Below are 25,454 nucleotides of genomic sequence, written 5' to 3'. Positions count from 1 at the left end.
GGACCCGGATCCGTCCCCCGGAGCCCGACCATCGGGTCAGGTCGCGGCGGCGTCCATGAGAGCGGCGACGACGCGCCCGACGGAGGGCGGGTCCAGCGAACGTCCGTGCTGGTCGGTCAGGTACAGCACGTCGACGGCGCGCTGCCCGAGGGTCATCACGTGGGCGCTGCGCACCTGCAGGCGGTGCACCGTGATCACCTCGGCGACGTCGGCCAGGAGGCTGGGACGGTTCCGCGCGTTGACCTGCACCACGGTGGCCTCGCGGGAGGCACCGGGAAGGAGGGTCACGACGGGGACGTCCTCGGTGGTGCGCGGCGGCGGGGAGGGCGGCAGCTCTAGCACCCGGGCATCGGCCCGGTCGCGGCTCGCGAGCTCCCGGTCCAGGGCGTTGCGCAGCACCGAGGGATGCGGGAGGTCCGCCGGCGGCGCGGCGACCCACCAGGTGTTCACGGCCGCCCCGTCCAGGGTGATGACGACCGCGCTGTGCACGTCGAGGCGCAGCCGCACGAGCACGCGGGCCATCGCGGCGAACACTCCGGCCCCGTCGGGCGCCCCGACGCATATCTGGGAGATCGGCTCGTCCTCGGTGTGCGCCGGGTAGAGAACCTGGGCGCTGCCGCTGCGCTGGACGGCCGCCAGCACCGCCTCCTGCACGGAACGCTGCGGGGCCAGCACCACCCGGGGCGCGGGCGCGTTCCCGCTGAGGGCGTCGCGGGCCATATCGGTGAGGTGGTCGACGAGGTCCGCACGCCAGGTGGACCAGGCGGCGGGGCCGGCGGCGATGGCGTCCGCCTCGGTGAGTGCACGCAGGATCTCCAGCGTGTCGGCGTCGTGATCGACGGCGGCCAGCAGGTCGCGGAGGGTGGCGGGGTCCGCCAGGTCCCGTCCGGTGGCGAGGCCGATCAGGGTGAGGTGCTCGCGCACGAGGAGCGCGATCGTGCGGCGGTCCGCGGCGTCGAAGCCGAGGTGCCGGGCTGCCGCTTCCGCGAGCGGGGCCCCCTCGGCAGCGTGGTTCCGCTGCCCGGGCACCTTCCCGAGATCGTGGAGCAGCGCGGCGACCAGGAGCAGGTCCGGGCGGCCCACGCGAGGCAGGAACCGTTGGGCCTCGATGACCGTCTCGATCAGGTGACGGTCCACGGTGAAGCGATGCACGGCGGCACGCTGGGGCCGGTTGCGCACATCGGCCCAGCCCGGGATCCAGCGGGCGAAGATGCCTTTCACGTCGAGCGCCTCGTAGGCCTCGGCGAGGTGCTCCCCCGCGAGGGCGTCGACGAGCACGTCGCGCTGGGCGGGCAGCAGCGGTGCCGGGTCCGCCTGCGCCATGCGGGCCAGCGTCGCATCGGCCAGGGGCAGGCCGGAGACGGCCGCGTGGCGCACGGCGGCCACGTCGCGCAGCAGGTCCCGGGACCCGGGATCGGTGGAGACCTCGTCGGAGTGCACGAGCACGCCGTGCGGGAGGCGGGTCAGATCGGGACGACGATCGGTGCCCGCGCCGCGGGATGCCGCTCCCCCGGGGCGGATGGCGGCCTCGGCGGCGCGGACCGTGCGGTGCAGCTCCCAGGTCACCGCCCTGGCGGCGTCGGCGAGCACCGCGTGGTGGTCATCGGCCGTGGCATGGCCGGTGAGCGCGGCGACCGAGTCCTGGTCGCTGCGGCCGAGACGGGTGCCGGAGGTGCCGGTGACCGCCTGCAGCGCATCGCGGGCGTCGCTGAGGGTGCGGGCGGCGGCATCGACGATCTCGTGGTCATGGTCGGCCAGCCAGCTCTCGGCGATGGCACGGATGACGGTCACGTCCCGCAGGCCGCCGCGGTCGGACTTGAGGTTCGGCTCGGTCGAGTGCGCCAGCGAGCCGTAGCGATGGGCGCGGTCCGTCGCCAGCTCCACGAGGTCCCGCACCCGGCGTCGCGCCTCACGGCGCCACTGGGCCCGGACCCGGCGCGAGGTCCCCTCGACGATCGCCGCATCACCTGCGACCACGCGGAGGTCCAGGAGGGAGATCGCGGCGCGGAGATCGTCCCGGGCGATCTGCTCGCATTCGTCGGGGCTGCGCACCGCGTGGTCGAGCGAGGCCCCGGAATCCCAGATCGGATACCACAGTGCACTCGCGAGACGCTCGGAGCCGGCGGCGTCCAGCACGGCCGGGTCCAGGAGGAGCACCAGGTCGAGATCGCTGCCGGGTCCGAGGTCCTGTCGCCCGAGCGAGCCGATCGCGGCCAGAGCCGCACCGGACGCGGGGGCGCCGGCCGCCGCCCACAGCTCGGTCAGCCAGCCGTCCACGAGGGCGGCCTGATCGAGCCGACGACGGGGGCCGGCGGTCGGATCCGCGAATCCCTCGTGCAGCACCTGGGTGATGCGTTGCGAGGGCAGCGCCTCAGACGGCATCCGCGTTCCGTTCCCCGGTGCGGACCCGCACGACGGTGCCGACGTCGGTGGTCCAGATCTTGCCGTCCCCGATGCGACCGCTGCGCGATGCGGCCAGGACGAGGTCGATGATCGCGCTCTCGTCGGCGTTCTCGGCGAGCACCTCGACCTTGATCTTGGGGATCGTGTCGATCGTGTACTCGGCACCCCGGTACACCTCGGTGTGCCCGCCCTGGCGGCCGTAGCCGGCGACCTCGGTGATCGTCAGCCCGCTGACGCCGTACTCGCGCAGGGAGTCGGTGACGGCCTGGAGGGCGTGCGGCTGGATGATCGCGGTGATGAGCTTCATCGGGGCTCTCCTGTGGTGACGGTTCGCGCGGTGGCGGCTGCTGGGGCTGCCCCCTCGGCGAGGGGGGCGGGGTTGCGCGGTCCCGGGTCCGAGGCATCGTCCATGGGGGCGACGGCCTCGGCGGGGTCGATCGAGCCGGTGGACGCGCCCGGGGTGTGGCGGGCCGGGACGATCGAGCGCTCCCGTCGTGCACCGAGTGCACCTGCCAGATCGTATCCGGCCTCCGCATGATGGGTGAGGTCGATGCCGGCGCGCTCGTCGGCCTCGGGGATCCTCCATCCCATCGTGTGCTTCAGCGCCAGGGCGATCACGGTGGTGAGCACCCCGGAGAAGATCATTGCGGCCACGGCCACGAGCACCTGGACGATCAGGAGGCTCACGCCGCCGCCCAGCAGCAGCCCGCCGTCGGCGGCGAGGAAGCCGATGCCGACGGTTCCCACCAGCCCGCCGACGAGATGGACGCCGACGACGTCGAGCGAGTCGTCGATCCCGAAGCGGTGCTTCAGGCCGACGGCCAGAGCGCAGGCGAGCCCCGCGAGGAGTCCGAGCACGATGGAGGTGAGCGGGGTGAGCGCGGCGGCGGCGGGCGTGATGGCCACGAGGCCGGCGACGACGCCCGAGGCCGCACCGAGCGAGGTGACGTGCTGGTCGCGGATCCTCTCGACGAGGGCCCAGCCGAGCATCGCTCCGGCCGTGGCGACGGTGGTGTTCACCCAGGCCAGGCCCGCGGTGGCGTCGGCCGTCCCGGCGGAGCCGGCGTTGAACCCGAACCAGCCGAACCACAGCAGCGCGGCGCCGAGCATGACCAGCGGCAGGTTGTGGGGCTTCATCGACTCGGTGCCGAAGCCCTTGCGGGCTCCCACGATGATCGCGAGCACGAGCCCGGCGACGCCGGCGTTGATGTGCACGACGGTGCCGCCGGCGAAATCGACCGGTTCCGCGATCGAGGCGAAGATGCCGTCGGCGCCGAGCAAGCCCCCGCCCCAGACCATGTGGGCGAGCGGCGCGTAGACGATCACCACCCAGATCGCGGCGAACACCATCCAGGTGCCGAGCTTGACGCGGTCGGCGATCGCGCCGGAGATCAGGGCCGTGGAGATGATCGCGAAGGTCATCTGGAAGCCGGCGGCGACCAGGAAGGGCACGCCGCTGCCGGCGAGGATCGACTGCTCGTCCGTGCCCGACAGACCGACGTGCTCCAGAGGAGCCCCGAACAGCCCGCCGACGTCGGTGCCGAAGGCGAGGGAGTACCCGATGAGCGTCCAGGCGATCGCGACCACCGCCATGGCGCTGAAGGACATCAGCATCATGTTCAGGACGGTGCGGGCACGCACCATCCCGCCGTAGAACAGCGACAGGCCAGGGGTCATCAGCAGCACGAGCGCGGCGCTGACGAGGATCCAGGCGGTCGCTCCGGTGTCGGGGGTGAAGGGCTCCATGACGTCTCCGAACTGGAGTGGGGCCGGCCCGGGATCGCTCACACGATCCTGGGTCCGCGCGGCCCGGCGGGTCGCGCTCCCATCGTGCGGCGCTCGGGGCACGACGCCTATGGCAGGAGGCCGCCGTGATCATTCCGTGACCTGAAGTCCCGTCCGGTGGACACCAGGGGCTGCTCCGACGACCGCCGCGGAGCACGAGGAGGCGAGGGAGCGAGCACCGGCACCGACGGGCCGGGGCCCCTGATCTGGAGATCAGGGGCCCCGGCCCGTCGGTGGCTCTGCGGCCGTGTCGGTTCGCTCAGTCCTCCAGGAGCGCGTCGACGAAGCCGTAGGGGTCGAAGGGAGTGAGATCGTCCATGCCCTCGCCGAGGCCCACCATCTTGACCGGGACTCCGAGCGCACGCTGCACGTTGACGACGATGCCGCCCTTGGCGGTGCCGTCGAGCTTGGTCAGCACGATGCCGGTGATGTTCACGGCCTCGGAGAAGACCTTCGCCTGCTGCATGCCGTTCTGGCCCGTGGTGGCATCGATGACGAGGAGGACCTCGGCGACGCTGTCGCCATGCAGGCCCTTCTCGGCGACCCGGCGCACCTTGCCGAGCTCGTCCATCAGGCCCTTCTTGTTCTGCAGGCGCCCGGCGGTGTCGATGATGACCACGTCGACCTCCTGCTCGATGCCCTCCTTGACGGCGTCGAAGGCGACCGCTGCGGGGTCGGCCCCGTCACGGTCGGCGCGCACCGTGTCGACGCCCACCCGGGAGCCCCAGGTCTGGAGCTGATCGGCGGCGGCGGCACGGAAGGTGTCCGCCGCGCCGAGCACGACGGTGCGGTCGGCGGCGACCAGGACGCGGGCGAGCTTGCCGACCGTCGTCGTCTTCCCCGTGCCGTTGACCCCGACCATGAGGAGCACCGAGGGGACCTCGGTGCCATCGGGCGCGTCCCGGCGGCTGGCGGCGAGCCGGCGGTCGAGATCGGGATCGATGAGGCCGACGAGCTCCTCGCGCAGCACCTCGCGCACGCCGGCACGGTCATCGGTGCCGAGGACTTGGATGCGGCGGCGCAGGTTCTCGAGCATCTCGTCGGTGGCGTCGGGCCCGAGATCCGCTAGGAGCAGGGTCTCCTCGATCTCGTCCCAGGTGTCCTCGTCCACGGTGCCGCCGCGGGTGAGCAGACCGAGGATGCCTCGACCGATGGCGCCGGAGCGTGAGAGCCGGTCGCGCAGCCGGACCATGCGGTCCGCCGGGGCCTCGGGGGTGTCCAGCACCGGTCCGCCGGGGGCGGTCTCCGCGGCCGGAGCAGCGCCGTCCGACGCGGGAACCGGGCCGCCTGACGCCGGAGCGCCGGGGGCTCCCGCCTCGGCAGCGCCGGTGGCGCTCTCAGGAACATCGGTGGCCGTGGCCGGAGCGCCGCTTTCCGCCGGCGACGTCGGAGCGTCGACACCCGCCTGGTCCTCGGTGGCTGTCGAGCCCTCGGCAGCCGTCGGGGCCTCGGCGAGTGTCGAGCCCTCGACGGCCGCGTGGTCCTCGAGCGTCGTCGGCTCAGGGGCCTGCGCGAGGTCGCGTGCCGCGGCACCGTCCGCCGAGGGATCCGTCGTGGGGGCGGCCGCCTCAGCAGCATCACCATCGGGGGTCTCTTCGAGCGTGCTCGAGTCGGCCGTCGCGGAATCCGCCGGAGGCGGGGTCTCTCCCGCGGGCGGAGCCGTCGAGGACGGCTTCCGCGTCGGCGCGGAGAGGGTGTCTGCCCAGCTGGGCGGGGCGGGGCGGTCCGTGACCGCGGTCGAGGACCGGGTCGACGTCCCGGTCGAGGACTGCGCCGACGGCCCGGCCCCGGTCCCCGTCGGACCCTGGGAGCCGGTCTGCGTCGTGTCGTCCTGCGAGGACTTCTTCTTGCCGCGGCCGCGGACGATGGCCCAGGCCACCGCGCCGACGACGAGGACGCTGCCACCGCCGCCTGCGAATAGAGCAAGAATGTCATTGGGGTCCACGGGTCACCTCCGGGGTCGGGGAAGCCGACGATGCGGCGAGGCCAACGGCCAGTGTAGGCCGCACTCCGATCACCCCGGCAACGCGGGGCCCGGCCGGAGCACCCGGTGGAGGAGCAGCGATCTCAGCGACGGGTGCGGGAGGTGTGCCGGGGGTTCTCCGCAGGCCGTCCTTCATCGTCGTCGTGATCGCGCTCGCGCAGGTGGGGTGCGGCGACGGCATAGAGGATCCCGAGGGCCACCACGACGGCAGCAGCCAGGAAGACGAGGGTGACCACAGGCAGTTGCATGGTCTCAGTGTGCACGCCGCAGCCCGGATCTGCGGGGATCCGGGCTGCGGCGCGCCTCACGTCCGCGGCTGCGAGCCGCGATCAGCCCAGCTCGGGGAACCAGATGCCGATCTCGCGAGCAGCGGACTCCTCGGAATCGGAGCCGTGCACGAGGTTCTGGATCACCGGGAGATCCCATTCCCGGGCGAGGTCGCCGCGGATCGTGCCGGGTGCGGCCTCCGTGGGGTTGGTGGCGCCCGCCAGGGACCGGAAGCCGGCGATCACGCTGTCGCCCTCGGCGACGATCGCGACGAGCGGGCCCGCTCCCATGTACTCGACGAGGCCGGGGTAGAAGGGCTTGCCCTCGTGCTCAGCATAGTGAGCGGAGAGCTCCTCGGCGGTGGCCGTGCGCTGGGCCAGGGCGACGATCTCGTAGCCCTTGGTCTCGAGGCGGCGGATGATCTCCCCGCGCAGGCCGCGCTGGACGGCGTCGGGCTTGAGCAGGACAAGGGTGCGCTGTGCAGTCATGGCACCAGGGTACCCACGGCGGCGAGGGCCTCCGAACCCGGTCGCTGCATCAGTCCTGCGCAGAGTCCTGCTGGGCCCACACCTTCTGATCCACGGCATCCTTCTCGCGGTCCAGCTGCTGGCCCTTGAGCACGCCGTAGACGAAGAGCGCGGCGAACCCGATGCCCACCGCCCACATCGCGGTGACCTGGAGGCCGAGCAGGATGGTGGGGATCTGCAGGGCGATGCCGAGCCAGTAGGGCCAGGCGCCGCGCGTGAGCAGGCCGGAGCAGGCCAGGAGCGCGAGCGCTGTCATGATGCCCCAGATCCAGGTGGTCGCCCGGTCACCGGGCACCAGCTGATGAGCGGCGAGCACCGCGAAGAACACGACGAAGGCCTCGACGACCAGCGTCGTCGCGGAGAACATGCGCTGCGCCCCATGCGGGCGCGACGACGGAGTGAGGTCCAGAGCCATGATCAATCCTCCTGCGGGACGCCCAGAAGGTCCCGCACCTCGGCCACGAGCGTGACCGAGCCCGCGACGACGACGCCTCCGAACTGGTCCCCGTCGGTCTCCGAGAGGTCGACGGCCGCCTGGATCGCATCGGGCAGGCTCCCCTGCTCGAGCACGCGCTCCTCATCGTCGAACACGTCCCGCGCGATCTCCGCGAGGACGTCGGTGGGGATCGCGCGCGGCGAGGAGGACTGGGTGATCACGACGTGGTCCAGGAGCGGTTCGAGCACGGCGAGGATCTCCTCGGCGTCCTTCTCCTGGAGAATCCCGACGAGCCCGATGGTGCGGGTGAGCCGGAAGTTCTCCCGGACCGTCTCGACGAGGGTCTGGGCACCGGCCGGGTTGTGCGCGGCATCCAGCACGATGGTGGGCGACTGCCGGACGACCTCGGCGCGACCGGGTGAGGTGACCGTGGACAGCGCGGCACCGAGCATCTCCCCGTCCAGCACCGTCGTGCCATCCCCGAGCAGAGCCTCGGCCGCCGCGACGGCCAGCAGCGCGTTGCGGGCCTGGTGCTCGCCGAGCAGGGAGAGGAAGACCTCCTCGCAGCGGCCGGCGATCCCCTGCAGGGTGAGCATCTGGCCGCCGACGCCGGGCGTGTGGGAGAGCACCCCGATCTGCTGGTCCTCGATCGCGGCCTCGGCGCCGAGCTCGCCGATCCGTTCACGCAGCACATCGGCGGCGTCCTCGTAGGGCTGATTGGCGATGATCGCCGTGGCGGTGGCCGTGAGGATGCCCGCCTTCTCCCCCGCGATCTCGGCGATGGTGTCCCCCAGGTACTCCTGGTGATCCATCGAGATGGGTGTGATCACGGTGACGTCGGGATCGACGACGCCGGTGGCGTCCCACGTCCCACCGAGTCCGGTCTCGACCACGGCGACATCGACGGGCGCCGAGGCGAACGCCTGGAAGGCCATCGCCGTGAGGTATTCGAAGTAGGTCAGCCGCACGCCCCCGGCGGCCTCCTGCTCGGCGTCGACGATCGCCGCGAAGGGCTCGACGTCCTGGTAGGCCTGGAGGAAGCCCTCCTCATCGATGGGAGAGCCGTCGATGCCGATCCGCTCGACCGGCGAATGCAGGTGCGGGCTCGTGGTGCGGCCCGTGCGCAGCCCGGCCTCGCGCAGGATGCGCTCGAGGATCCGCGCCGTGGTGGTCTTGCCGTTGGTGCCGGCGATACGGATCGAGCGATAGGCCTGCTGAGGATTGCCCATCAGCTCCATCACCCTGGTGATCCGCGACAGGTCCGGTTCGATCCGGTTCTCCGGGGCGCGGTCGAGCAGTGCGGCATAGACCTCTCGCAGCTCGGGCGACATGGCCGGACGGGACGTGCCCGGACGGGGAGAACTCGACACAGGGGCTCCTGGGTTCGACGGGGTGGAGGGGCGCAGATCAGTGTACGAGCACCCCCTGGACGACCTTTCCTCCCGAGGGCTCCGTTGTCCACAGCCGACGAGGTCCTCGGCAGGAGCGGCTCGACTCGTTCCTAGGATCGGGCCATCGATGTGGGAGGGGTCACCAGGACACCTCGTGACCGAGGAGCGGAACCATGGGTGCTGTGAGGATCGGCGTCGCCGCGAGCCCCACCGGGCCGCTCTGTGTCACCGCCGACATCGCTCCCGGATGTGCAGGGTGACGCCCTCCCTTGGTGCGGACACGGCGCAGCTGCGCGCACAGTCACTCCGTCTGCGCAGGGCATCGGCCGACCTCGACGCCCTGCGCCTCCACCTCGACGCCGTCGTGGAGGCGGCCCCCTGGACCGGCCCGGACGCCGAGGCGTTCCGCGGCGGATGGGCCGGACCGTCCGCTGACGGGCTGATCGCTCTCAGCACAGAGCTGCGCGCCTTCGGCGATCGCGGTCTGGAGGAGGCCCGGGAGCAGGACGTCGCCTCGGATCGCGAGAGGGCCGGGACCGGGGCCGCAGGATCGACCGCGGCGGGAACGCTCCCCGGGGAGAGCCGGACGAGCTCGATCCCGGGGGCAGTCCCCGCTCCATCCGGCGGCGGGTACCTCCACGATGACAACCCGCTGATCCCGGACCAGCTCGAGGACCCGGCGGAGTCACTGATCTCCTCCGCGGCGCGGATCGCCTCGGATGCCATCGGCTGGGGCATCGAGACAGGATTCGACGCCCTGGAGTCGGACCTCGATCTCGCGGGGATCCGGAGCGAGGGCATCGGACAGCTCCAGCGCGATGCCGACCATCTCGGGCACCTCCTCGAGGACTGGGCCACCGGCGAGCGCACCCCGACGTACGCGGAGCTGGGTGCCGCGGGACTGGTGGCGTCGGGCTCGGCCGGGGTCGGGATGTACGAGGCCGCCACCGGCGAGGACACTCCCTTCCTGGATGACCGGCCGGGCGGGATCGTCGACAGCGTCGAGACCTGGGAGAGCAGCTCTCGCGGGCCGCAGGACCTCCAGGATCTGATCGCCCAGAACGACGCCCTCCGGCTCGGGGCCCGCGGGCAGGACGCCCGCGACGCAGGGCAGATCGGGATCCAGGAGGTCCGCGGCGGCTCCGGAGGGGAACTCGCCTACATCGTGCAGATCCCGCCCACCGAAGGGGCACTCTTCAGCTCGGTTCCCGACGCCTACGGGGGCCAGGGGAACTCGCGGGACTGGGCGTCGAACCTCCGTCTCATCGCGGGTCAGCATCCAGCGGCGATGGATGATGTCCGCGCCGCGATGGAGGCGGCAGGCATCCGTCCGGGCTCCAGGGTCCTGCTCGTCGGGCACAGCCAGGGTGGGATCGTCGCCACCCATCTCGCGGCCGATCCGAGCTTCAACAGCGACTCGGGGCGCGCGGGGACCTACGACGTGACCCACACCTTCTCGGTCGGCTCCCCGGTGCAGACGGTCGTCCCGGCCCAGTCGTCCACCCGGTCGGTGAACGTCCACCACGAGGCGGGGATCGGCGTCACCGGATTCCGCGGCGACCTGCTCGCCACCACGGATCTGGAGGGCGCTCGGCCCGGGAGTTCCCGGCTCGGTGCCCCGGGGGTCCATGAGGTGACGCTCGCGCCCTATCCGGTGACGAGCATCGATCTGTTCACGGTGCTCGAGGCGAACCATGACTCCATGGGGCCGGATCACGACCCCGGAGGCGGCTACTCCGGGTCCCTCGCACGGGGAGCTGCCGGCGACCCCGTGCTGTCCGCCCTGCAGGAGGACCTCACCGGCGTGTACCTGGGAGACGACACCTCCGTCTCGCGCTCGCTCGTGGTGACCGTCGGCCGAGGCGCACCGTGAGGACCGGACTCACCGGATCTCACGGGGCTCACCGGGACTCGCCGGACGGAGCGCTGTCAGTCCTTCACAGCGACCGTACGGCTGTCGCGGCGCCCGTCAGGCCTTCACGACAGAGACGGTCACGGTCCCTCCGGAGACCTTCTCGCTCGCCTCATGCGCCCCGGCTGCCGGAGCGGCAGGCACCTCGACGTCCACGGCCAGCACCTCGCCGGCGACCAGCTCGCGGTGTGCGGTGACGGCGGCGACGACCTGCTCGTCGCCGTCCACGGTCAGACGGATCCGGTCGGAGACCTCGAACCCTGCCTCGCGGCGGGCCGACTGGATCGCACGGACGACGTCGCGAGCGGTGCCCTCGGCCTCGAGCTCCGGGCTCACCCGGGTGTCGAGCGCGATGAAGTCGCCGCCGCGCAGGACGCCCACGGAGCGTCCCTCCATGGCGGAGGACTCCCCCGCCACCAGATCCAGCGAGAACTCGCCCTCGGCGAGCTCGATGCCGCCGGAGGTCACCACGCCGTTCTCGTCGGCGGACCAGTCCCCGCTCTTGGAACCCTTGATGACCGTCTGCACCTGCTTGCCCAGGCGCGGTCCGGCGGCGCGGGCGTTGACGCTGAGCCGCTGCTCGACGCCCATGCCCTGGGCCTCCTCGCTCGCCACGTCCAGCAGGCGCACGGCCTTGACGTTGAGCTCGTCGGCGATGATCGCCGAGAACGCCTCCAGAGCGCTCGGGTCGTGGTGGACCACGGTGAGCTCGGCCAGCGGCAGGCGTGCGCGCAGCTGCTCCTTCTTGCGCAGGGAGTTGCCCACGCTCGCGACCTGACGCACGGCATCCATCCGGGCCACGAGCGCCTCGTCACGAGGGAAGAGATCCGCATCGGGCCAGTCCGTGAGGTGCACGGACCGACCTCCGGTGAGCTGCTTCCAGATCTCCTCGGCGACCATGGGCAGCAGCGGAGCGACCACCTGGCACAGCGTCTCCAGGCAGGTGGAGAGCACGTCGATCGCCTGCTCGTCGCCCTCCCAGAAACGGTCGCGGGAGCGGCGCACGTACCAGTTGGTGAGCATGTCGAGGTAGTCCTGGATCAGCTCGGCGGCATCGGCGATCGCGAGCCCGGTCATGGACCCCTTCACGTCACGCACCAGGTCACCGGTGCGGGCCAGCAGGTACTGGTCCATGACGTCCGTGGACTCGTAGCGGGTGCGCCCGCGGTAGCCCGTCGGCTCTCCGGCGGCGTCCTTCTCCCCCGCGGCGTTGGCATATAGCCCCAGGAAGTACCAGACGTTCCACAAGGGCAGCACCATCTGCCGGGTGGCGTCGCGGATCTTCGGCTCGTCGACCACGAGGTTGCCGCCGCGCAGGATCGGCGAGCTCATGAGGAACCAGCGCATCGCGTCGGCCCCGTACTTGTCGAACATCTCGCGCACGTCGGGGTAGTTGCCGAGCGACTTGGACATCTTCTGCCCGTCCTCGCCGAGCACGATGCCGTGACAGATCACCGAGGTGAACGCCGGCCGGTCGAAGAGCGCGGTGGAGAGCACATGCATCACGTAGAACCAGCCGCGGGTCTGCCCGATGTACTCCACGATGAAGTCCGCCGGGTTGTGGGACTCGAACTGCTCCGCGTTCTCGAAGGGATAGTGCATCTGCGCGAACGGCATCGAGCCGGAGTCGAACCAGACGTCGAAGATCTCCTCGACCCGGCGCATCGTGGACTGCCCGGTGGGGTCGTCGGGGTTGGGCCGGGTGAGCTCGTCGATGTACGGGCGGTGGAGGTTCACCTCGTCGTGCTCGTCGCGCGGCAGGGTCCCGAAGGCCTCCTCGATCTCCGCCAGGGAGCCGTAGACGTCGATCCGGGGGTGATTCGGATCGTCGCTCTTCCAGATCGGCAGAGGGGTGCCCCAGTAGCGGTTGCGGGAGATCGCCCAGTCACGGGCGCCCTCGAGCCACCGGCCGAACTGACCGTCCTTCACGTTGCCGGGCACCCAGTCGATCTGCTCGTTCAGCTCGAGCATGCGCCCGCGCTGGTCGGCGACCTTCACGTACCAGGAGCTGACGGCCTTGTAGATCAGCGGGTTGCGGCAGCGCCAGCAGTGCGGGTAGGAGTGCACGTAGCTGGCCTCGCGCATCAGACGCCCGGCCTGCTGGAGGTTGCGGATGATCGGGCGGTTCGCCTCGAACACCTGCACCCCGGCGATCTCGTCGAGCTCGGTGCCGGCGAAGTAGTCCAGGAACTGGGCCCCCTCGTCGACGGAGACGATGACAGGGATGCCGTACTCGGCGTTGACCTGCTGGTCGATCTCACCGTAGGCGGTGGCCTGGTGGACCACACCGGTGCCGTCGTCGGTGGAGACGTAGTCCGCGACCGTGACGATCCAGGCGTTCTCGGTGCCCCACTTCGCACGGTCCTCGGAGTAGACCGTCCACAGCGGCTCATAGGCGACGTGCTCGAGCTCGGAGCCGGCGAACACGCGCTCCTCGCACGCGGCGAGCGCCTCCTCGGAGCTCTCGTACCCGAGTTCCTTGGCGTAGGAGCCGAGCAGCGCGGTGGCCATGACGTAGCGGGCCTCGCCCGCACCGGTGCCGTCGGCGGTGCCGAGCGGTCCGGCGGGGACCACCGAGTACTCGAGCTCGGGGCCGACGGCGAGGGAGAAGTTGGTGGGCAGGGTCCAGGGGGTGGTGGTCCAGGCAAGCGCCCTCACCCCGTCCAGACCCAGCTGCTCGGCCTTCTCCCCGGTGAACGGGAAGGTCACCGTGACGGTCTGGTCCTGGCGCTCCTTGTAGACGTCGTCGTCCATCCGCAGCTCGTGCGCGGACAGCGGCGTCTGATCCTTCCAGCAGTAGGGCAGCACGTAATAGCCCTCGTAGGCCCGGCCCTTGTCGTAGAGGGTCTTGAACGCCCACAGCACCGATTCCATGAAGGTGACGTCGAGGGTCTTGTAGTCGTTCTCGAAGTCGACCCAGCGGGCCTGGCGGGTGACGTAGTCCTCCCACTCCTTGGTGTACTTCAGCACCGAGGCCTGGGCGGCGTTGTTGAACTCCTTCACGCCCATCGCCTCGATCTCGGACTTCTCGGTCATCCCGAGTTCCTTCATCGCCTCGAGCTCGGCAGGCAGGCCATGGGTGTCCCAGCCGAAACGGCGGTCCACCTTGTTGCCGCACATGGTGCGGAAGCGCGGGATGACGTCCTTGACGAACCCGGTCAGCAGATGGCCGTAGTGCGGCAGGCCGTTGGCGAAGGGAGGGCCGTCGTAGAAGACGAACTCCTCGGCGCCCTCGCGCTGGGCGATCGAGGCACGGAAGGTGTCGTCCTGCCGCCAGAACTCCTGGATGGCGTTCTCGAGCGAGGGCAGGTTCGGCGAGGGGACGAGCGGGTCTCCGCTGACCGGGTAGACCATGGGGACGGACCTCCGAAGAAGAACAAGGGGCGGCGGCTGGGACATCACGATGCCCGAGGACGCTTCCGACCCGGAGGCCGGTGGCGCGGTACCACCTCGGTTGACGCCTGGTCCCTGCCGGCGGACCGGCACGGGGCGTCCCCTTGTTCCTCAGCGATGACGGGCTGGTCCCGGCGGGTTCTACTGGGCCCTCCCCGCGGACGGGCGATGGACTGTTCTTCCCGCGGCTCTCCGGTGATGGCCGGGTCGATGCCGTTGGCGCCCAGTGTACGCGGCACCGGAACCGAGGTCACCAGCGCAGAGCGCGAAGAGACACGGCGAACACCGTGGGCCCGGGACAGCCGACGGGAACGCGGCGCAGAACCGGTGCCGGCCCAGGACCCGGGCCGGGAGCATTGGAACTGGTGCTGCTGCTGGTGCTGGTGCCAGGGAATCCGCCCCTCGTGCACAGCACCGGCCCAGGTTGAGAACGTCTGATGGATCCATCGGCAGATCGCCGGCAGGGTCCCCCGAGGAGGAACCGACATGGACGACGAACCACGACGAGGCCATCTGCTGTCGACGGCGCCCACCGCACCGGGCGCTTCCGCGGGTCGTGCAGAGGTGGTCCTCCGCAGCCCGTCGCGCACGCCCATGCTCCCCGCAGCGCAGTCGATCCCTCTCGTGCACGGTCTGCGGGACCGTGCCACGGCGGGGGCCGCATCGCTCGGCGCCGCCGCCCTCCTCGTGCTGAGCTTCGGACCTGCCGCCCTCGCACTCGCTCCGTCGGGCACCACCTCGGCGCAGCCGCAGGGCAGGAGCTGGATCGCACCCCTGGACGCCGAGACCACCACGGCTCCGGCCGTCCCGGAGTCTCGGAGCGGGCAGACCTCCTGACGCAGGTCTCCTGAGGCGGACCCCAGCTCCCTGGCCCCAGGTGAGGCACGCCTCACCACCGGTTCGGTGCGCGATCGTGGGAAACTTGTTGTTCCACGGTTCCGTCCCTTCAGGGCGGTCGACGAAGAAGGAGCGAGGATGTCGCTGTTCGGAGAGCCCTTCACCGCTAAGTGCCTCAAGTCAGGGATCACGGTCGAGGTCGAGGAGGGCCAGTCCCTCCTGCAAGCCCTGCTCGATGCCGACATCCCCATGGACTACTCCTGCGAGGGCGGCGTCTGCGGAACCTGCGTGGTGCCCCTGGTCTCCGGACAGGTGGAGCACATGGACGAGTTCCTCATGGATGACGAGCACGACGATCAGATGATCACGTGCGTCTCCCGCGGCGAGGGCGAGATCGAGATCGACGTCTGAGTCGATCAGGCCGACGGCGTCGTCACTGACGCGCCGTCGTCACAGACGCGGCCCGGCCACAGCCCAGGCGAGGCTCACCAGGCAGATCAGCGCGAGAGCCGAGGCCACCGACAGCGACAGCGCGATGGTGGGGCCGGCGATGAGCAGGCCGAGCACACCGACGGCGGCGATCGACAGCAGCAGCACGAACAGCGCCGGGCGGCCCGCGTTGGGCTTGCGCCACGTGCGGTGGCGCGACGTGTTCTCCGTGTACGTCGTCATCATGGTGACGTCCTGTCCGCTGGGTGCTCCGGTGCCCGATCCGCTGAGGCGGGAATTCCGCCTCGGTGGTGATCGATAGCCCCATCGTGCTCCGCAGCACCGGTCGTGCACATCCTTCGGGAGGCGGACATCCGTCTCCGTCTTTGGTCGTAGAGCCACGAACCCGGGCGCCCCGCCACTCCGTTCACAGACGCCGACGCCGACGCCCGGACTGGAGCTCGGGTGCGGTGCTCGGGTCCGGTCTCAGCTCCCGGGGCGCGCCGTCGGCGTCCCGGGAGCTGAGACCGGGCCGTCGGACGGACTCTCCGAAGGACCGGCCGACGAGCTATCCGACAGACCAGCCGACGAGCTGTCCTGCTGCTGCGCCCCGTCACGGGCCGAATCCTGGGCGACGAGGTCGGCGAACACGCCGCCACGTCCCAGCAGCTCCTCGTAGGTGCCGCGTTCGACGATGCGCCCCGTCGCCATCACGATGATCTGATCCGCCGCGCGGACAGTCGAGAGGCGGTGGGCGATGGAGACGGTGGTGCGCCCGCGGGCCACGGCATCCAGCGCACCGGACATCGCGCGTTCGGTGACGACGTCGAGCGCGGAGGTGGCCTCGTCCAGCAGCAGCACGGGCGGGTCGCGCAGGATCGTCCGGGCGAGCGCCAGGCGCTGCTTCTCGCCGCCCGAGAACCGATAGCCCCGCTCCCCCACCACGGTCGCGTAGCCCTCGCTCAGGCCGACGATGTGATCGTGGATCTGGGCGATCCGGCAGGCCCGCACGAGGTCCTCGTCGCTCGCGTCGGGACGGGCGAAGCGCAGGTTCTCGGCGATCGTGGCGTGCAGGAGATACGTCTCCTGGGTGACCACGCCGAGGCTGTCCGCGAGCGAGCCCATCGTGATGCCGCGCAGGTCGTGCCCGTCCAGAGTGATCCGGCCCGAGGTCGGCTCGTACAGACGGGCCATGAGGTACCCGGTGCTGGTCTTCCCCGATCCGGTGGTCCCCACGAGCGCGGTGTGGCGACCGGCCGGGATCACGAGGTCCAGGCCGTGCAGCGCCGGGGCGTCGGCCCCCGGATAGGTGAAGGTGACGTCCTCGAAGCGGATCTCCCCGCGCACCTCGGTGGGATCCAGCGCGAGGGCGTCGGGCGCGTCGGCGATGGTGATCGGGGCGTCGAGGTACTCGAAGACCCTGGTGAACAGAGCCAGTGAGCTGTTGACCTGGGTGGCCACCCGCAGCAGGCCGTTGATCTGCGGGAACAGCCCGGACTGCAGGGCGATGAAAGCCACCAGGGTGCCGATGGTGACGCCGGTGCCGGAGAACAGCAGATGCCCGCCCAGCAGGTACGTCAGCGCCGGGAACAGCGCCATCAGCGTGGTGAACACGGCCATGTGCCAGCGGCCGGCCATCTCCGAGCGCACCTCCAGGTCCGCCAGGCCTCGGGAATCGACGGTGAACGCGTCGGTCAGCGCCTGGGAGCGGCCCATCGTCAGCCCCAGCAGGATCCCGGAGACCGACAGCGACTCCTGGATCCCGGCGGAGAGATCCGCGGCCTTCTCCTGGCGGGTGCGCACGATCTCCCGTCGGCGTCGGCCCACCCGGCGGTTCATCCACACCGCGAGCGGCAGGGCGATGAGGGAGAACAGGGTGAGCCGCCAGTCCAGGGCGACCATCGCCACCAGCGCCATGACCACGCCCGCCGCTGACGAGACGATCTGTGTCATCACGCTGGTCACCATGGCCTGCATGGACCCGATGTCGGAGAAGATGCGCGACTGGATCTCACCGGTGCGAGTCCGGGTGAAGAAACCCAGCCCCATGCGCTGCAGATGCGCGTACACCGAGACCCGCAGGTCGTGCATGACCGCCTGCCCCACCCGCGTGGACAGCATCGACTGGGTGACACCGAGGGCGCTGGAGACGATGGTGACGGCGATCAGGCCGCCGACGCACCAGGCCAGGACGTCGGCCCGCTGGTCAGGGAGTGCGACATCGACGATCTCGCGGATCAGGAACGGGGAGACCACCCCGGTGGCGGCACCGATCGCGATGAGCACCAGCACGGCCAGGAGCGTGCCGCGATAGGGGCGGAACAGGGCGAGCACGCGGCGCAGGTCGGGGCGCTGGCCCGGCGCCAGCCTGCGCTCCTCCCCGCGGGCCCGGCCTCCGCCCATGCCGCCGCCCATTCCTCCACCCATGCCCCCGCCAGGGCCGCCCATGCCGCCGTGGGCCATCAGACTCCCTGGTGCCTGGCGACGCGATGGGCCGCGGCCTGGGCGAGCGGACGCACGGTGATCAGGTCGAGGTTCACATGGTGCGGGGCACCCAGGGCATAGGAGATGACGTCGGCGCAGTCCCGCGCGGTCAGCGGGTTCTCGACGCCGTCGTAGACCTTGTCGGCGGCGTCCTGGTCGCCGAGCCGCACCAGGGAGAACTCCTCGGTGCGGACCATGCCGGGGGCCACCTCGATGACGCGGATCGGCTCGCCATTGAGCTCGAGGCGCAGGGCGGCGGCGAGCATGTGCTCCCCGGCCTTGGCGGCGTTGTAGCCGGATCCGCCGGGATAGGCCTCCTGCGCCGCGACGGAGGTGACGAACAGCAGATCGCCGCGCCCGCTCGCCCGGACGGTCGGCAGCAGCGCACGGGTGACCCTCACCGCGCCGAGCACGTTGATCTCGTACATGCGCTGCCATTTCTCGAGGTCCGCGTCGGCAGCGGACTCGATGCCCAGCGCCCCGCCGGCGACGTGGACCACCGCGTTCAGGCTCCCCTCGAACAGCTCCTCGACGCGCCGCGCGAGGGCGTCGACAGAGTCGTCCGAGGTCACATCGACGGCGAGCACCTCGCATCCGGTCTCGGCCGCGAGCTGGTCCAGGCGCTCCTGGCGGCGGGCGACGGCGAGGACGCGCCACCCCTCGGCCACGAGCCTCTCCACGGTCGCCCGGCCGATCCCGGAGGAGGCCCCGGTGACGACAGCGGTGAGGGCGTCGGCCCCGGGCGAGGGAACGGAGGCCGAGGTCGAGGTGCCGGACGGGGATGGGGCGGGGGGAAGCGGTCATGAGCTCAGGATACGCAGGCGCCCGGCTCCGTCGCGGGGCTCGGGCCCGGGCCTGCTACCAGCCGATCTCGAGGCAGCCATGATGGTCCGTCGGCTCCGTCTGCACCGTGGCGTGGGCGATGCCGTGCCGGGATTCGAGCAGCTCCTGGGCGGCGTCGAGCACGGGATGCGGATCCACACCCGATGCGACCACGAGATGCACCGTCGCGACCTCCATCCCCGAGGTGAGGGTCCACAGATGCAGGTCATGGACGTCGGCGACCCCGTCGAGCGCTTCGAGCTCGCTCTGCACCACGCTGGGGTCGATGCCGGCGGGAGCCGCCTGCCCGAGGACGCCCAGCACCTCCTTCGCCAGCATCACGGCGCGCACGGCGATGAAGGCGCCCACGGCGAGCGCGACCGCAGTGTCGATCCAGCTCGCGCCGGTCCATCGGATGAGGACCGCCGCGACGATCACACCGACGGAGCCGACGGTGTCCGCGAGCACCTCGAGGTAGGCACCCTTGACGTTGAGGCTCTCGGCGGCGCCGCCCTGGAGCATCCGCAGCACGATCAGGTTCACCACAAGACCGAGCACGCCGACGACGAGCATGGGGCCGGTATCGATGTGCACCTCGCGGCCGATGCGTCCGATCCCGCCGATCACCACGAAGATCGCGACGCCGAGCATGATCAGCACGGCGAGCAGGGACGCGAAGACCTCCAGGCGGTAGCTGCCGAAGGTGCGCCGACCGCTGTGGTCGGGGCGAACCGCGAGGATCGTCGCACCGAGCGCCGCGGCGAGGGTCACGACGTCGGCCGCCATGTGGCCTGCGTCCGAGATCAGGGCGAGAGACCCGGACAGCAGCCCGGCGATCAGCTCGACCACGAAGAAGATGCCGATCAGCACCAGTGCCACGACCAGTCGCGAGCGGTGGCGGCCCCCGGCGCTGAGCGCCTGGGCCGCGCCGCCGTGAGAATGCCCGCTGCCGCCGTGGGAATGCCCGCTGCGGCCGTGATCCGACCGGTCGTGTGCGGAGCTCATCGGCTCTCCTCCCCCCGCTCGGGGTGGAGCGGCGGCGAGTGCGCCGCGTGGGTGAGGGCGAGGTCGAGCAGCTCCACCACGTGCGGGTCGTCGAGCCGGTAGAAGACGCGGCGCCCGTCTCGGCGCGGGGACACCACGCGCCGTGCTCGCAGCAGCTTCAGGGCGTGCGAGGTGGCGGACTCGGACTGGCCGGTGGTCGCGGCGAGGTCGTGCACGCACAGCTCTCCGCCGCGCAGCGCGAGCAGCAGGGTGAGCCGGTGGGGTTCACCGAGCAGCGAGAGGACGTCCGCGACGTCCGAGACGGCACCGGCGGCGGGCAGGTGGGAGCGGGCGTGGGCCACCGCCGTGGGATCGACGAGATCGGAGGGATGCCCTCGCACCGGCACCTCGCACTCCTGCTCATCTGACGAGATGTTCATAGAATAAGGCTAAGCGGCCAACTCCGTCCCGGCAAGGGGCGTCTCAGACGGCGGCGACCGCGGCCACCGGCGCCTCCCGGGAGGAGGCATCCAGCAGCTCCTGGATACGGGAGCGGCAGGTGCCGCACCCGGTGCCCGCCCGCGTGCACCGGGAGACCTCCGCCACAGTCCCGCATCCTTGGCGCACGGCGTCGTCGATGTGTCCCTTGGTGACCCCGTTGCACTGGCACAGGATGTCGGAACCTGCCATCTCCGAGGCAGCGGGAGCGGGGGCAGCCGCTCCCGGGGCGAGGGGCCGGGCCAGCAGGTGCACCGGGTCGCGGGGCACCAGGGTACGCAGGGTGAACGCGGCGCTGAGCTCCGCGGCGGCCTCCTCGTCCCCGACCACGGTCGCGGCGAGCAGCCTGCCCTCCTGGACGACGACCTCGGTGAAGCGTCCGCCGGTGGGATCGCTCAGCCTCACCGACCGTGGTGCGTGGGCACCCGGGCCGGGTCGCTCGATGCTCCCCATGGTCACGAGGTTCAGCCCGACGGCCTTGACCCGCACGAGCTCCCCACCGCGGATGCGCAGCGGCCCGGGGGCCCCGGCGGGTCCCGGCGCCCAGGCCCCGACGAGCCGGCGCGCCTGCTCCCATCCCTGCGCGACCAGGCCGCTCCCGCCCTCCGGGGGCTGGGCGCAGTCGCCGATCGCGAACACGTCCGGGTCGGTGGGGCTCGCGAGGTCCTCCCCGACGACGATCCCCGCCGCGCACTCGAGACCGGCGTCCCGGGCCAGCCCCGTCTGCGGGGCCGTGCCCGTGCACAGCACCATCAGATCCGCTGCGTGCTGGGAGCCGTCCGACAGCATCACCCGTTCGAGGCGACCGCCGGGAGCGACGACGCCCTGTGCCCCGACGCCCGTGGCGACCGCGATGCCGAGGCGCTCGAGGGATCCCCGCACGATGGTCGAGGCGTCCGGATCGAGCTGGCGCTCCATGAGCCGCTCGCGGTGGTGGACCAGGGTCACGTGCATCCCGCGGCTCGCGAGACCGGTCGCGACCTCGATCCCCAGCACCCCGGCGCCGAGCACCACGGCAGGACGTCCGGGCCGGGCGATCTCGACGATCCGGGCGGCGTCGTCGAGGTCCTTCAGCGGGCTCACCCCGGCGATCAGGCCCGCGCCCGTGCCCTCTGGCCCGTTCCGCAGTCCGGGGACGGCGGGGATCCGCGCGACGGATCCGGTGGCGAGCACCAGTCGGTCGTAGGGATGCTCCTCGCCGCGGACGTCCACCACCACGTGCCGCGCCCGGTCGATCCGGGCGGCCCGCACCCCGCGCAGCACGTGGGCCCGGGCCGGGTCCACCTGCTCCAGCGCGAGAGAGACGGGATCGGCCCTGCCCGCCACCACCGAGGACAGCTGCACCCGGTTGTACGGGTCGTGGTCCTCCTGGCCCAGCACGGTCAGCCGCAGCCCGGGGTCCGCGGCCGCGAGATCCGCGGCGACGCGGGACCCGACCATCCCGTGGCCGATCACGACGATCCTCATACGGCATCCCTCGCGTCCGATCCGGCGGTCGCGTCCACAGCGATGACGTCGACCGCCGTCACCTTGAAATCCGGCATCCCCGAGAGCGGGTCCGTGGCATCGCTCGTGAGCAGGTTCGCGCTGCCGCTGCCGGAGTAGTGGAAGGGCATGAACACGGTGTCCGGACGGATCGTCCCCGTGACGTGAGCCGGCGCTCGCGCTTCCCCGCGCAGCGTGCGCAGCTGCAGCTCGTCCCCGTCCTCGATGCCGAGCCGGTCCGCGAGCAGCGGATGCACCTCGACGAAGGAGGTGGGGCGCGCAGCGAGCAGGGACGGCACCCGACGGGTCTGGGCACCGGACTGGTACTGCTCGAGCAGCCGCCCGGTGACCAGGTACAGTGGAGCATCGGGGCGCAGGTCGTCGGCAGGTCCGTGGGGGACGACGGGGATCAGCCGCGCCCGGCCGTCGGGGGTGGGGAAGCCATCCAGCATCACGCGGGGCGTGCCGGGATGATCGGCGTCCGGGCAGGGCCAATGCATCGGCCCCTCACGGTCTAGCCGCTCGTGGCTGAGACCCGCGTAGTCGGCCCGACCGCCGGCAGAGGCGCGGGCGAGCTCGTCGAACATCGCCGAGGCCTCGGCGGGGAACCCGTCGGGATGGCCCAGCCGGGCCGCCAGCTGCTGCAGGATCCACAGCTCGTCGCGGGCCTCACCGGGGGCCTCCCGGGCACGTCGGCGACGGATCACCCGGCCTTCCAGGTTCGTCATCGTGCCCTCCTCCTCGGCCCACTGCAGGATCGGCAGCACCACGTCCGCGAGCTGCGCGGTCCCCGAGGGGACCGTGTCCAGGACGACGAGCAGGTCGAGGGCGGCGAGACGCTCGCGCACCGCGGTGACATGAGGCGCGGAGACCACCACGTTCGACCCCGCCACGAGCAGGGCCGCGGGCCCGTCGGGCGTGCCGAGCATGCCGAGCAGCTCGAGGGCGGGGACGCCGGGACCGGGCAGCGCCGCAGGATCGATACCCCAGACGGCGGCCACGTGGGCGCGGTCGGCGGGGTCGGAGATCCGGCGGTAGCCGGGAAGCTGGTCCGCCTTCAATCCGTGCTCGCGGCCGCCCTGCCCGTTGCCCTGCCCGGTCAGGGGCCCGCAGCCGGAGCCGTGGGTGCCCACGAGCCCCAGCAGCAGGGCGAGGTCGATCGCGGCGGTGACGGTCGCGGTGCCCTGCGAGGACTGCTCGACGCCGCGGCCGGTGAGCACGTAGGCACCGCGCCCGCCGCGCGACGGGGAGGCGTCGGCGAGCAGCCGGGCGATCTCCCGGATACGCTGCGCGGAGATCCCGCACACCCCCTCTGCGCGCTCGGGCCACCAGGCCGCGACGCCCGCGCGGAGGTCCTCGAGACCGGTCGTGCGCTCGGCGACGTAGGCGTGGTCCAGGAGGTCCTCGGCGAGGACCACATGGACCAGGGCGAGCAGCACGACCAGGTCCGTGCCCGGGACCGGGGCGAGGTGCACGCCCGCGCCCTCGGCGGTGAGCGCGGCGGTCGCCGTCTCGCGCGGGTCCATCACCACCAGCCCCCCACGGGAGCGGACCTGCTCGAGGTGCTGGACGAAGGGCGGCATCGTGGCGGCGAGGTTCGAGCCCAGCAGCAGCACGCAGTCCGCCCCGGCCAGGTCCTGCAAGGGGAAGGGCAGGCCGCGGTCCAGTCCCAGGGATCGGTTCAGCGCGGTCGCCGCGGCGGACATGCAGAATCGGCCGTTGTAGTCGATCAGCCGGGAGCCGAGCACCACGCGGGTGAACTTGCCGAGCGCATAGGCCTTCTCGTTGGTCAGTCCCCCGCCGCCGAAGACCGCGACGCCGTCCCGTCCCCGACGCTCCTGCGCCCGGCGGAACCCTGCGGCGACGCGGTCCAGAGCGGTGTCCCAGGTGGTCGGGACGAGCTCGCCCGCGGGATCGCGCAGCAGCGGCGCGGTGATCCGATCGGGAGCGGTGAGCACCTCCGCGCTGGTCCAGCCCTTGCGACACAGTCCGCCCCGGTTGGTGGGGAACTCGCGCCCTTCGACGGAGAGCAGCGGGAGACCATCGGGACCGGGTGCGTCCAGCGAGGTGAGTGTCTGGGCGCATTGCAGCGCGCAGTACGGGCAGTGCGTCTCGACTGCCACGGGGTCGACGTGCAGAGGGAGTGCCATGCCCCGAGACTGCGCCCCATGCCCCCGGGCCGTCGGCCGCGGGTCACCACCCGGGACGCGCGGTCACGATCGGATCACCGGGCCGCCTGACGCTTCCGCTCTGCCCGGGCCGTCCTTCAGACCCCGTGGACCTGCGGATGGCCTGCGACCTGGAGGTCACCGGAGACCCGCCCCCTGGACAGCTTCGTCATGACGGCGGCGATCGCTCCGTCGCCCGTGACGTTCGTCGCCGTGCCGAACGAGTCGATCGCGATGTAGGCCGCGATCATGAGGCCGACGGCCGCTTCGCTGAAGCCGAGCAGCGAGGCGAGCACCCCGGCGGCGGCCATGATCGCGCCGCCCGGGACACCCGGGGCGGCGATCATCACCACGCCGAGCATGAGCACGAACCCGACCAGGGCGCCCACATGCAGCGGCATGCCGGTGACGATCATGATCGCGACGGCGAAGGTGGTGATCTTCAGCGTCGATCCGGAGAGGTGGATCGTGGCGCACAGCGGAACCACGAAGTCGGCGATCGCATCCGGGATCCCGTTGCGCTTGGCGCACTCGGCGGTCACCGGGATGGTCGCGGCGGACGAGCTCGTGCCCAGTGCCGTCATGTAGGCCGGGAGCATGGTCCACAGCATCCTCAGCGGATTTCGGCCCATCGCCCAACCGGCCACGCCGTACTGCGCCAGGAGCACCACCACGGTCATGGCGAACACCAGCAGGATCACGGTGAGGAAGGTGCCGATCACGGTCCAGATCTGGCCGTTCATGGTCAGGCCCAGGAACATGCCGAAGATGTAGAGCGGCAGCAGCGGGATGATGATCGCCTCGATGATGCGCACGATGATGGTGCGCAGCTGCTCGAAGGATTCCTGGAGCGCTCCCCGCTTCACCAGGGTCAGGCCGATGCCCAGGCAGAACGAGAGGATCAGCGCGGTCATCACGTCGAACACCGGCGGGATCTCGATCTCGAAGTACGCCGCGATCGCCGAGTCCTCCGGATTGTCGAGCGAGTCGATGCTCGCCCCGCTCAGCATGCGCGGCAGCAGGAGCATCGACAGCGCCAGCGCGAACAGGCCGCACAGCACCGTGGAGAGATAGGCGAACCCGGCGGTCGCCGCCAGCATCTTCCCGGCGCCGTGGCCGAGCTCGCCGATCGCCGGCGTCACCAGCCCCACGATGATCAAGGGGATCAGGAAGCCGAGGAAGCCCGAGAACACACCGTTGAAGGTGGTGAAGACGCGGGCGATCGCCTCGGGCATCACCAGTCCCAGCACGATGCCCAGCACGATGGCGAGCAGGATGCGGGGCAGCAGACCGAATCGACGACGGCGGGCCGTACGTCCGGGCGGAGCCTCCGGAGACGCGGGAGAAGCAGCGGTGGTGACCGCGGGGGCGGCGGAAGCAGCGGGGGTGGGCTGCTCACCGTCCGAGGAGGGGACGACGTTATCCATGGGACTTCCGGTTCATGTCTGGGGTGGGGACCGGGACAGCGTAGACGTGCGCGGGCTCGGCCTGCGACGGCATCCCGCGTCGGCCGCCCCAGCGTCGGAACGGGGCGGCGTCGGGGCTGGGCTGGGGCGGCGTCGGGGCTGGGCTGGGGCGGCGTCGGGGCTGGGCTGGGGCGGGGCGGGGCCAGCACCCCAAGGAGACCATCACCTCTCCTCCCCACTCGA

At 71.6% G+C, this 25,454-nt stretch carries 19 protein-coding genes and 1 pseudogene; 3 read left to right on the top strand and 17 right to left on the bottom strand.

All coding sequences use genetic code 11. The annotated features are described in order from the left end of the window. Nucleotides 1-36: 36 nt before the first annotated feature. The 8 genes from ABD093_RS14730 to ABD093_RS14695 form a co-directional block, all read right to left on the bottom strand. Nucleotides 37-2,382, bottom strand: coding sequence for a [protein-PII] uridylyltransferase family protein (locus ABD093_RS14730; RefSeq protein ID WP_193117871.1), 2,346 nt, complete (start codon nt 2,380-2,382; stop codon nt 37-39). After that, the gene (locus tag ABD093_RS14725; protein ID WP_193117870.1) at nt 2,372-2,710 is read right to left on the bottom strand and encodes a P-II family nitrogen regulator; all 339 of its coding nucleotides are present in this window, start codon (nt 2,708-2,710) and stop codon (nt 2,372-2,374) included. The genes ABD093_RS14730 and ABD093_RS14725 overlap by 11 nt, the downstream gene beginning before the upstream one ends. After that, nucleotides 2,707-4,149: an ammonium transporter gene (locus tag ABD093_RS14720; RefSeq protein WP_193117869.1), complete on the bottom strand. Its 1,443-nt coding sequence runs from the start codon at nt 4,147-4,149 to the stop codon at nt 2,707-2,709. The genes ABD093_RS14725 and ABD093_RS14720 overlap by 4 nt, the downstream gene beginning before the upstream one ends. Nucleotides 4,150-4,447: 298 nt before the next feature. Beyond that, nucleotides 4,448-6,133 (bottom strand): signal recognition particle-docking protein FtsY, encoded by a 1,686-nt coding sequence (gene ftsY, locus ABD093_RS14715; RefSeq protein WP_343925458.1) that lies wholly within the window; start codon nt 6,131-6,133, stop codon nt 4,448-4,450. Nucleotides 6,134-6,255: 122 nt separating this feature from the next. Continuing rightward, the gene (locus ABD093_RS14710; RefSeq protein WP_193117867.1) at nt 6,256-6,420 is read right to left on the bottom strand and encodes a hypothetical protein; all 165 of its coding nucleotides are present in this window, start codon (nt 6,418-6,420) and stop codon (nt 6,256-6,258) included. Nucleotides 6,421-6,501: 81 nt separating this feature from the next. Further along, on the bottom strand, nt 6,502-6,927 hold the full coding sequence (ndk, locus tag ABD093_RS14705; protein WP_193117866.1) for a nucleoside-diphosphate kinase: 426 nt from the start codon (nt 6,925-6,927) through the stop codon (nt 6,502-6,504). Nucleotides 6,928-6,976: 49 nt separating this feature from the next. After that, on the bottom strand, nt 6,977-7,381 hold the full coding sequence (locus ABD093_RS14700; protein ID WP_193117865.1) for a DUF4233 domain-containing protein: 405 nt from the start codon (nt 7,379-7,381) through the stop codon (nt 6,977-6,979). A gap of 2 nt (nt 7,382-7,383) precedes the next feature. Further along, nucleotides 7,384-8,733, bottom strand: a complete 1,350-nt coding sequence (locus ABD093_RS14695) for a bifunctional folylpolyglutamate synthase/dihydrofolate synthase (RefSeq protein ID WP_343925457.1) — start codon at nt 8,731-8,733, stop codon at nt 7,384-7,386. 316 nt (nt 8,734-9,049) lie between these two features. On the opposite strand from ABD093_RS14695, the gene ABD093_RS14690 reads away from it, so the two are divergent. Continuing rightward, nucleotides 9,050-10,666: an alpha/beta hydrolase gene (locus ABD093_RS14690; RefSeq protein WP_193117863.1), complete on the top strand. Its 1,617-nt coding sequence runs from the start codon at nt 9,050-9,052 to the stop codon at nt 10,664-10,666. Nucleotides 10,667-10,762: 96 nt separating this feature from the next. Here ABD093_RS14690 and ileS read toward each other — a convergent pair whose 3' ends face one another. Further along, nucleotides 10,763-14,059 carry an isoleucine--tRNA ligase gene (gene ileS, locus ABD093_RS14685; protein WP_343925456.1) on the bottom strand — a complete coding sequence of 1,099 codons (3,297 nt, stop codon included), beginning with the start codon at nt 14,057-14,059 and terminating at the stop codon, nt 10,763-10,765. A gap of 525 nt (nt 14,060-14,584) precedes the next feature. Between ileS and ABD093_RS14680 the strand changes: the two genes are divergently transcribed. Together ABD093_RS14680 and ABD093_RS14675 are read left to right on the top strand one after the other, a co-directional pair. After that, entirely contained in the window at nt 14,585-14,935 is a 351-nt protein-coding gene (locus tag ABD093_RS14680; RefSeq protein ID WP_343925455.1) for a hypothetical protein, read from the top strand. A gap of 138 nt (nt 14,936-15,073) precedes the next feature. After that, on the top strand, nt 15,074-15,346 hold the full coding sequence (locus tag ABD093_RS14675; protein ID WP_193117860.1) for a 2Fe-2S iron-sulfur cluster-binding protein: 273 nt from the start codon (nt 15,074-15,076) through the stop codon (nt 15,344-15,346). A gap of 39 nt (nt 15,347-15,385) precedes the next feature. Here ABD093_RS14675 and ABD093_RS14670 read toward each other — a convergent pair whose 3' ends face one another. The 8 genes and pseudogenes from ABD093_RS14670 to ABD093_RS14635 form a co-directional block, all read right to left on the bottom strand. Continuing rightward, nucleotides 15,386-15,610, bottom strand: coding sequence for a hypothetical protein (locus tag ABD093_RS14670; RefSeq protein ID WP_343925453.1), 225 nt, complete (start codon nt 15,608-15,610; stop codon nt 15,386-15,388). 240 nt (nt 15,611-15,850) lie between these two features. Then, on the bottom strand, nt 15,851-17,827 hold the full coding sequence (locus tag ABD093_RS14665; RefSeq protein ID WP_343925451.1) for an ABC transporter ATP-binding protein: 1,977 nt from the start codon (nt 17,825-17,827) through the stop codon (nt 15,851-15,853). Beyond that, nucleotides 17,827-18,579 (bottom strand): annotated as a pseudogene (locus ABD093_RS14660) (SDR family oxidoreductase); the annotation flags it as partial. The gene ABD093_RS14665 and the pseudogene ABD093_RS14660, both read right to left, overlap by 1 nt. Nucleotides 18,580-18,706: 127 nt before the next feature. Further along, nucleotides 18,707-19,675: a cation diffusion facilitator family transporter gene (locus ABD093_RS14655; RefSeq protein ID WP_343925449.1), complete on the bottom strand. Its 969-nt coding sequence runs from the start codon at nt 19,673-19,675 to the stop codon at nt 18,707-18,709. After that, nucleotides 19,672-20,094 carry an ArsR/SmtB family transcription factor gene (locus tag ABD093_RS14650; RefSeq protein WP_343925447.1) on the bottom strand — a complete coding sequence of 141 codons (423 nt, stop codon included), beginning with the start codon at nt 20,092-20,094 and terminating at the stop codon, nt 19,672-19,674. Before ABD093_RS14650 ends, ABD093_RS14655 begins: the two co-directional genes overlap by 4 nt. Nucleotides 20,095-20,137: 43 nt before the next feature. Beyond that, nucleotides 20,138-21,619, bottom strand: coding sequence for an FAD-dependent oxidoreductase (locus ABD093_RS14645; protein WP_343925445.1), 1,482 nt, complete (start codon nt 21,617-21,619; stop codon nt 20,138-20,140). Next, nucleotides 21,616-23,787 (bottom strand): molybdopterin oxidoreductase family protein, encoded by a 2,172-nt coding sequence (locus ABD093_RS14640; RefSeq protein ID WP_343925444.1) that lies wholly within the window; start codon nt 23,785-23,787, stop codon nt 21,616-21,618. The genes ABD093_RS14645 and ABD093_RS14640 overlap by 4 nt, the downstream gene beginning before the upstream one ends. Nucleotides 23,788-23,903: 116 nt before the next feature. Further along, a complete protein-coding gene (locus ABD093_RS14635) occupies nt 23,904-25,232 on the bottom strand; it encodes a dicarboxylate/amino acid:cation symporter (protein ID WP_343925442.1) in 1,329 nt (442 codons plus the stop codon). Nucleotides 25,233-25,454: the final 222 nt, after the last annotated feature.

The sequence above is a fragment of the Brachybacterium tyrofermentans genome, assembly GCF_039526165.1.
In the GTDB taxonomy this organism is placed as follows: domain Bacteria; phylum Actinomycetota; class Actinomycetes; order Actinomycetales; family Dermabacteraceae; genus Brachybacterium; species Brachybacterium tyrofermentans.
This window is presented reverse-complemented; position numbering and strand designations above follow the sequence as displayed.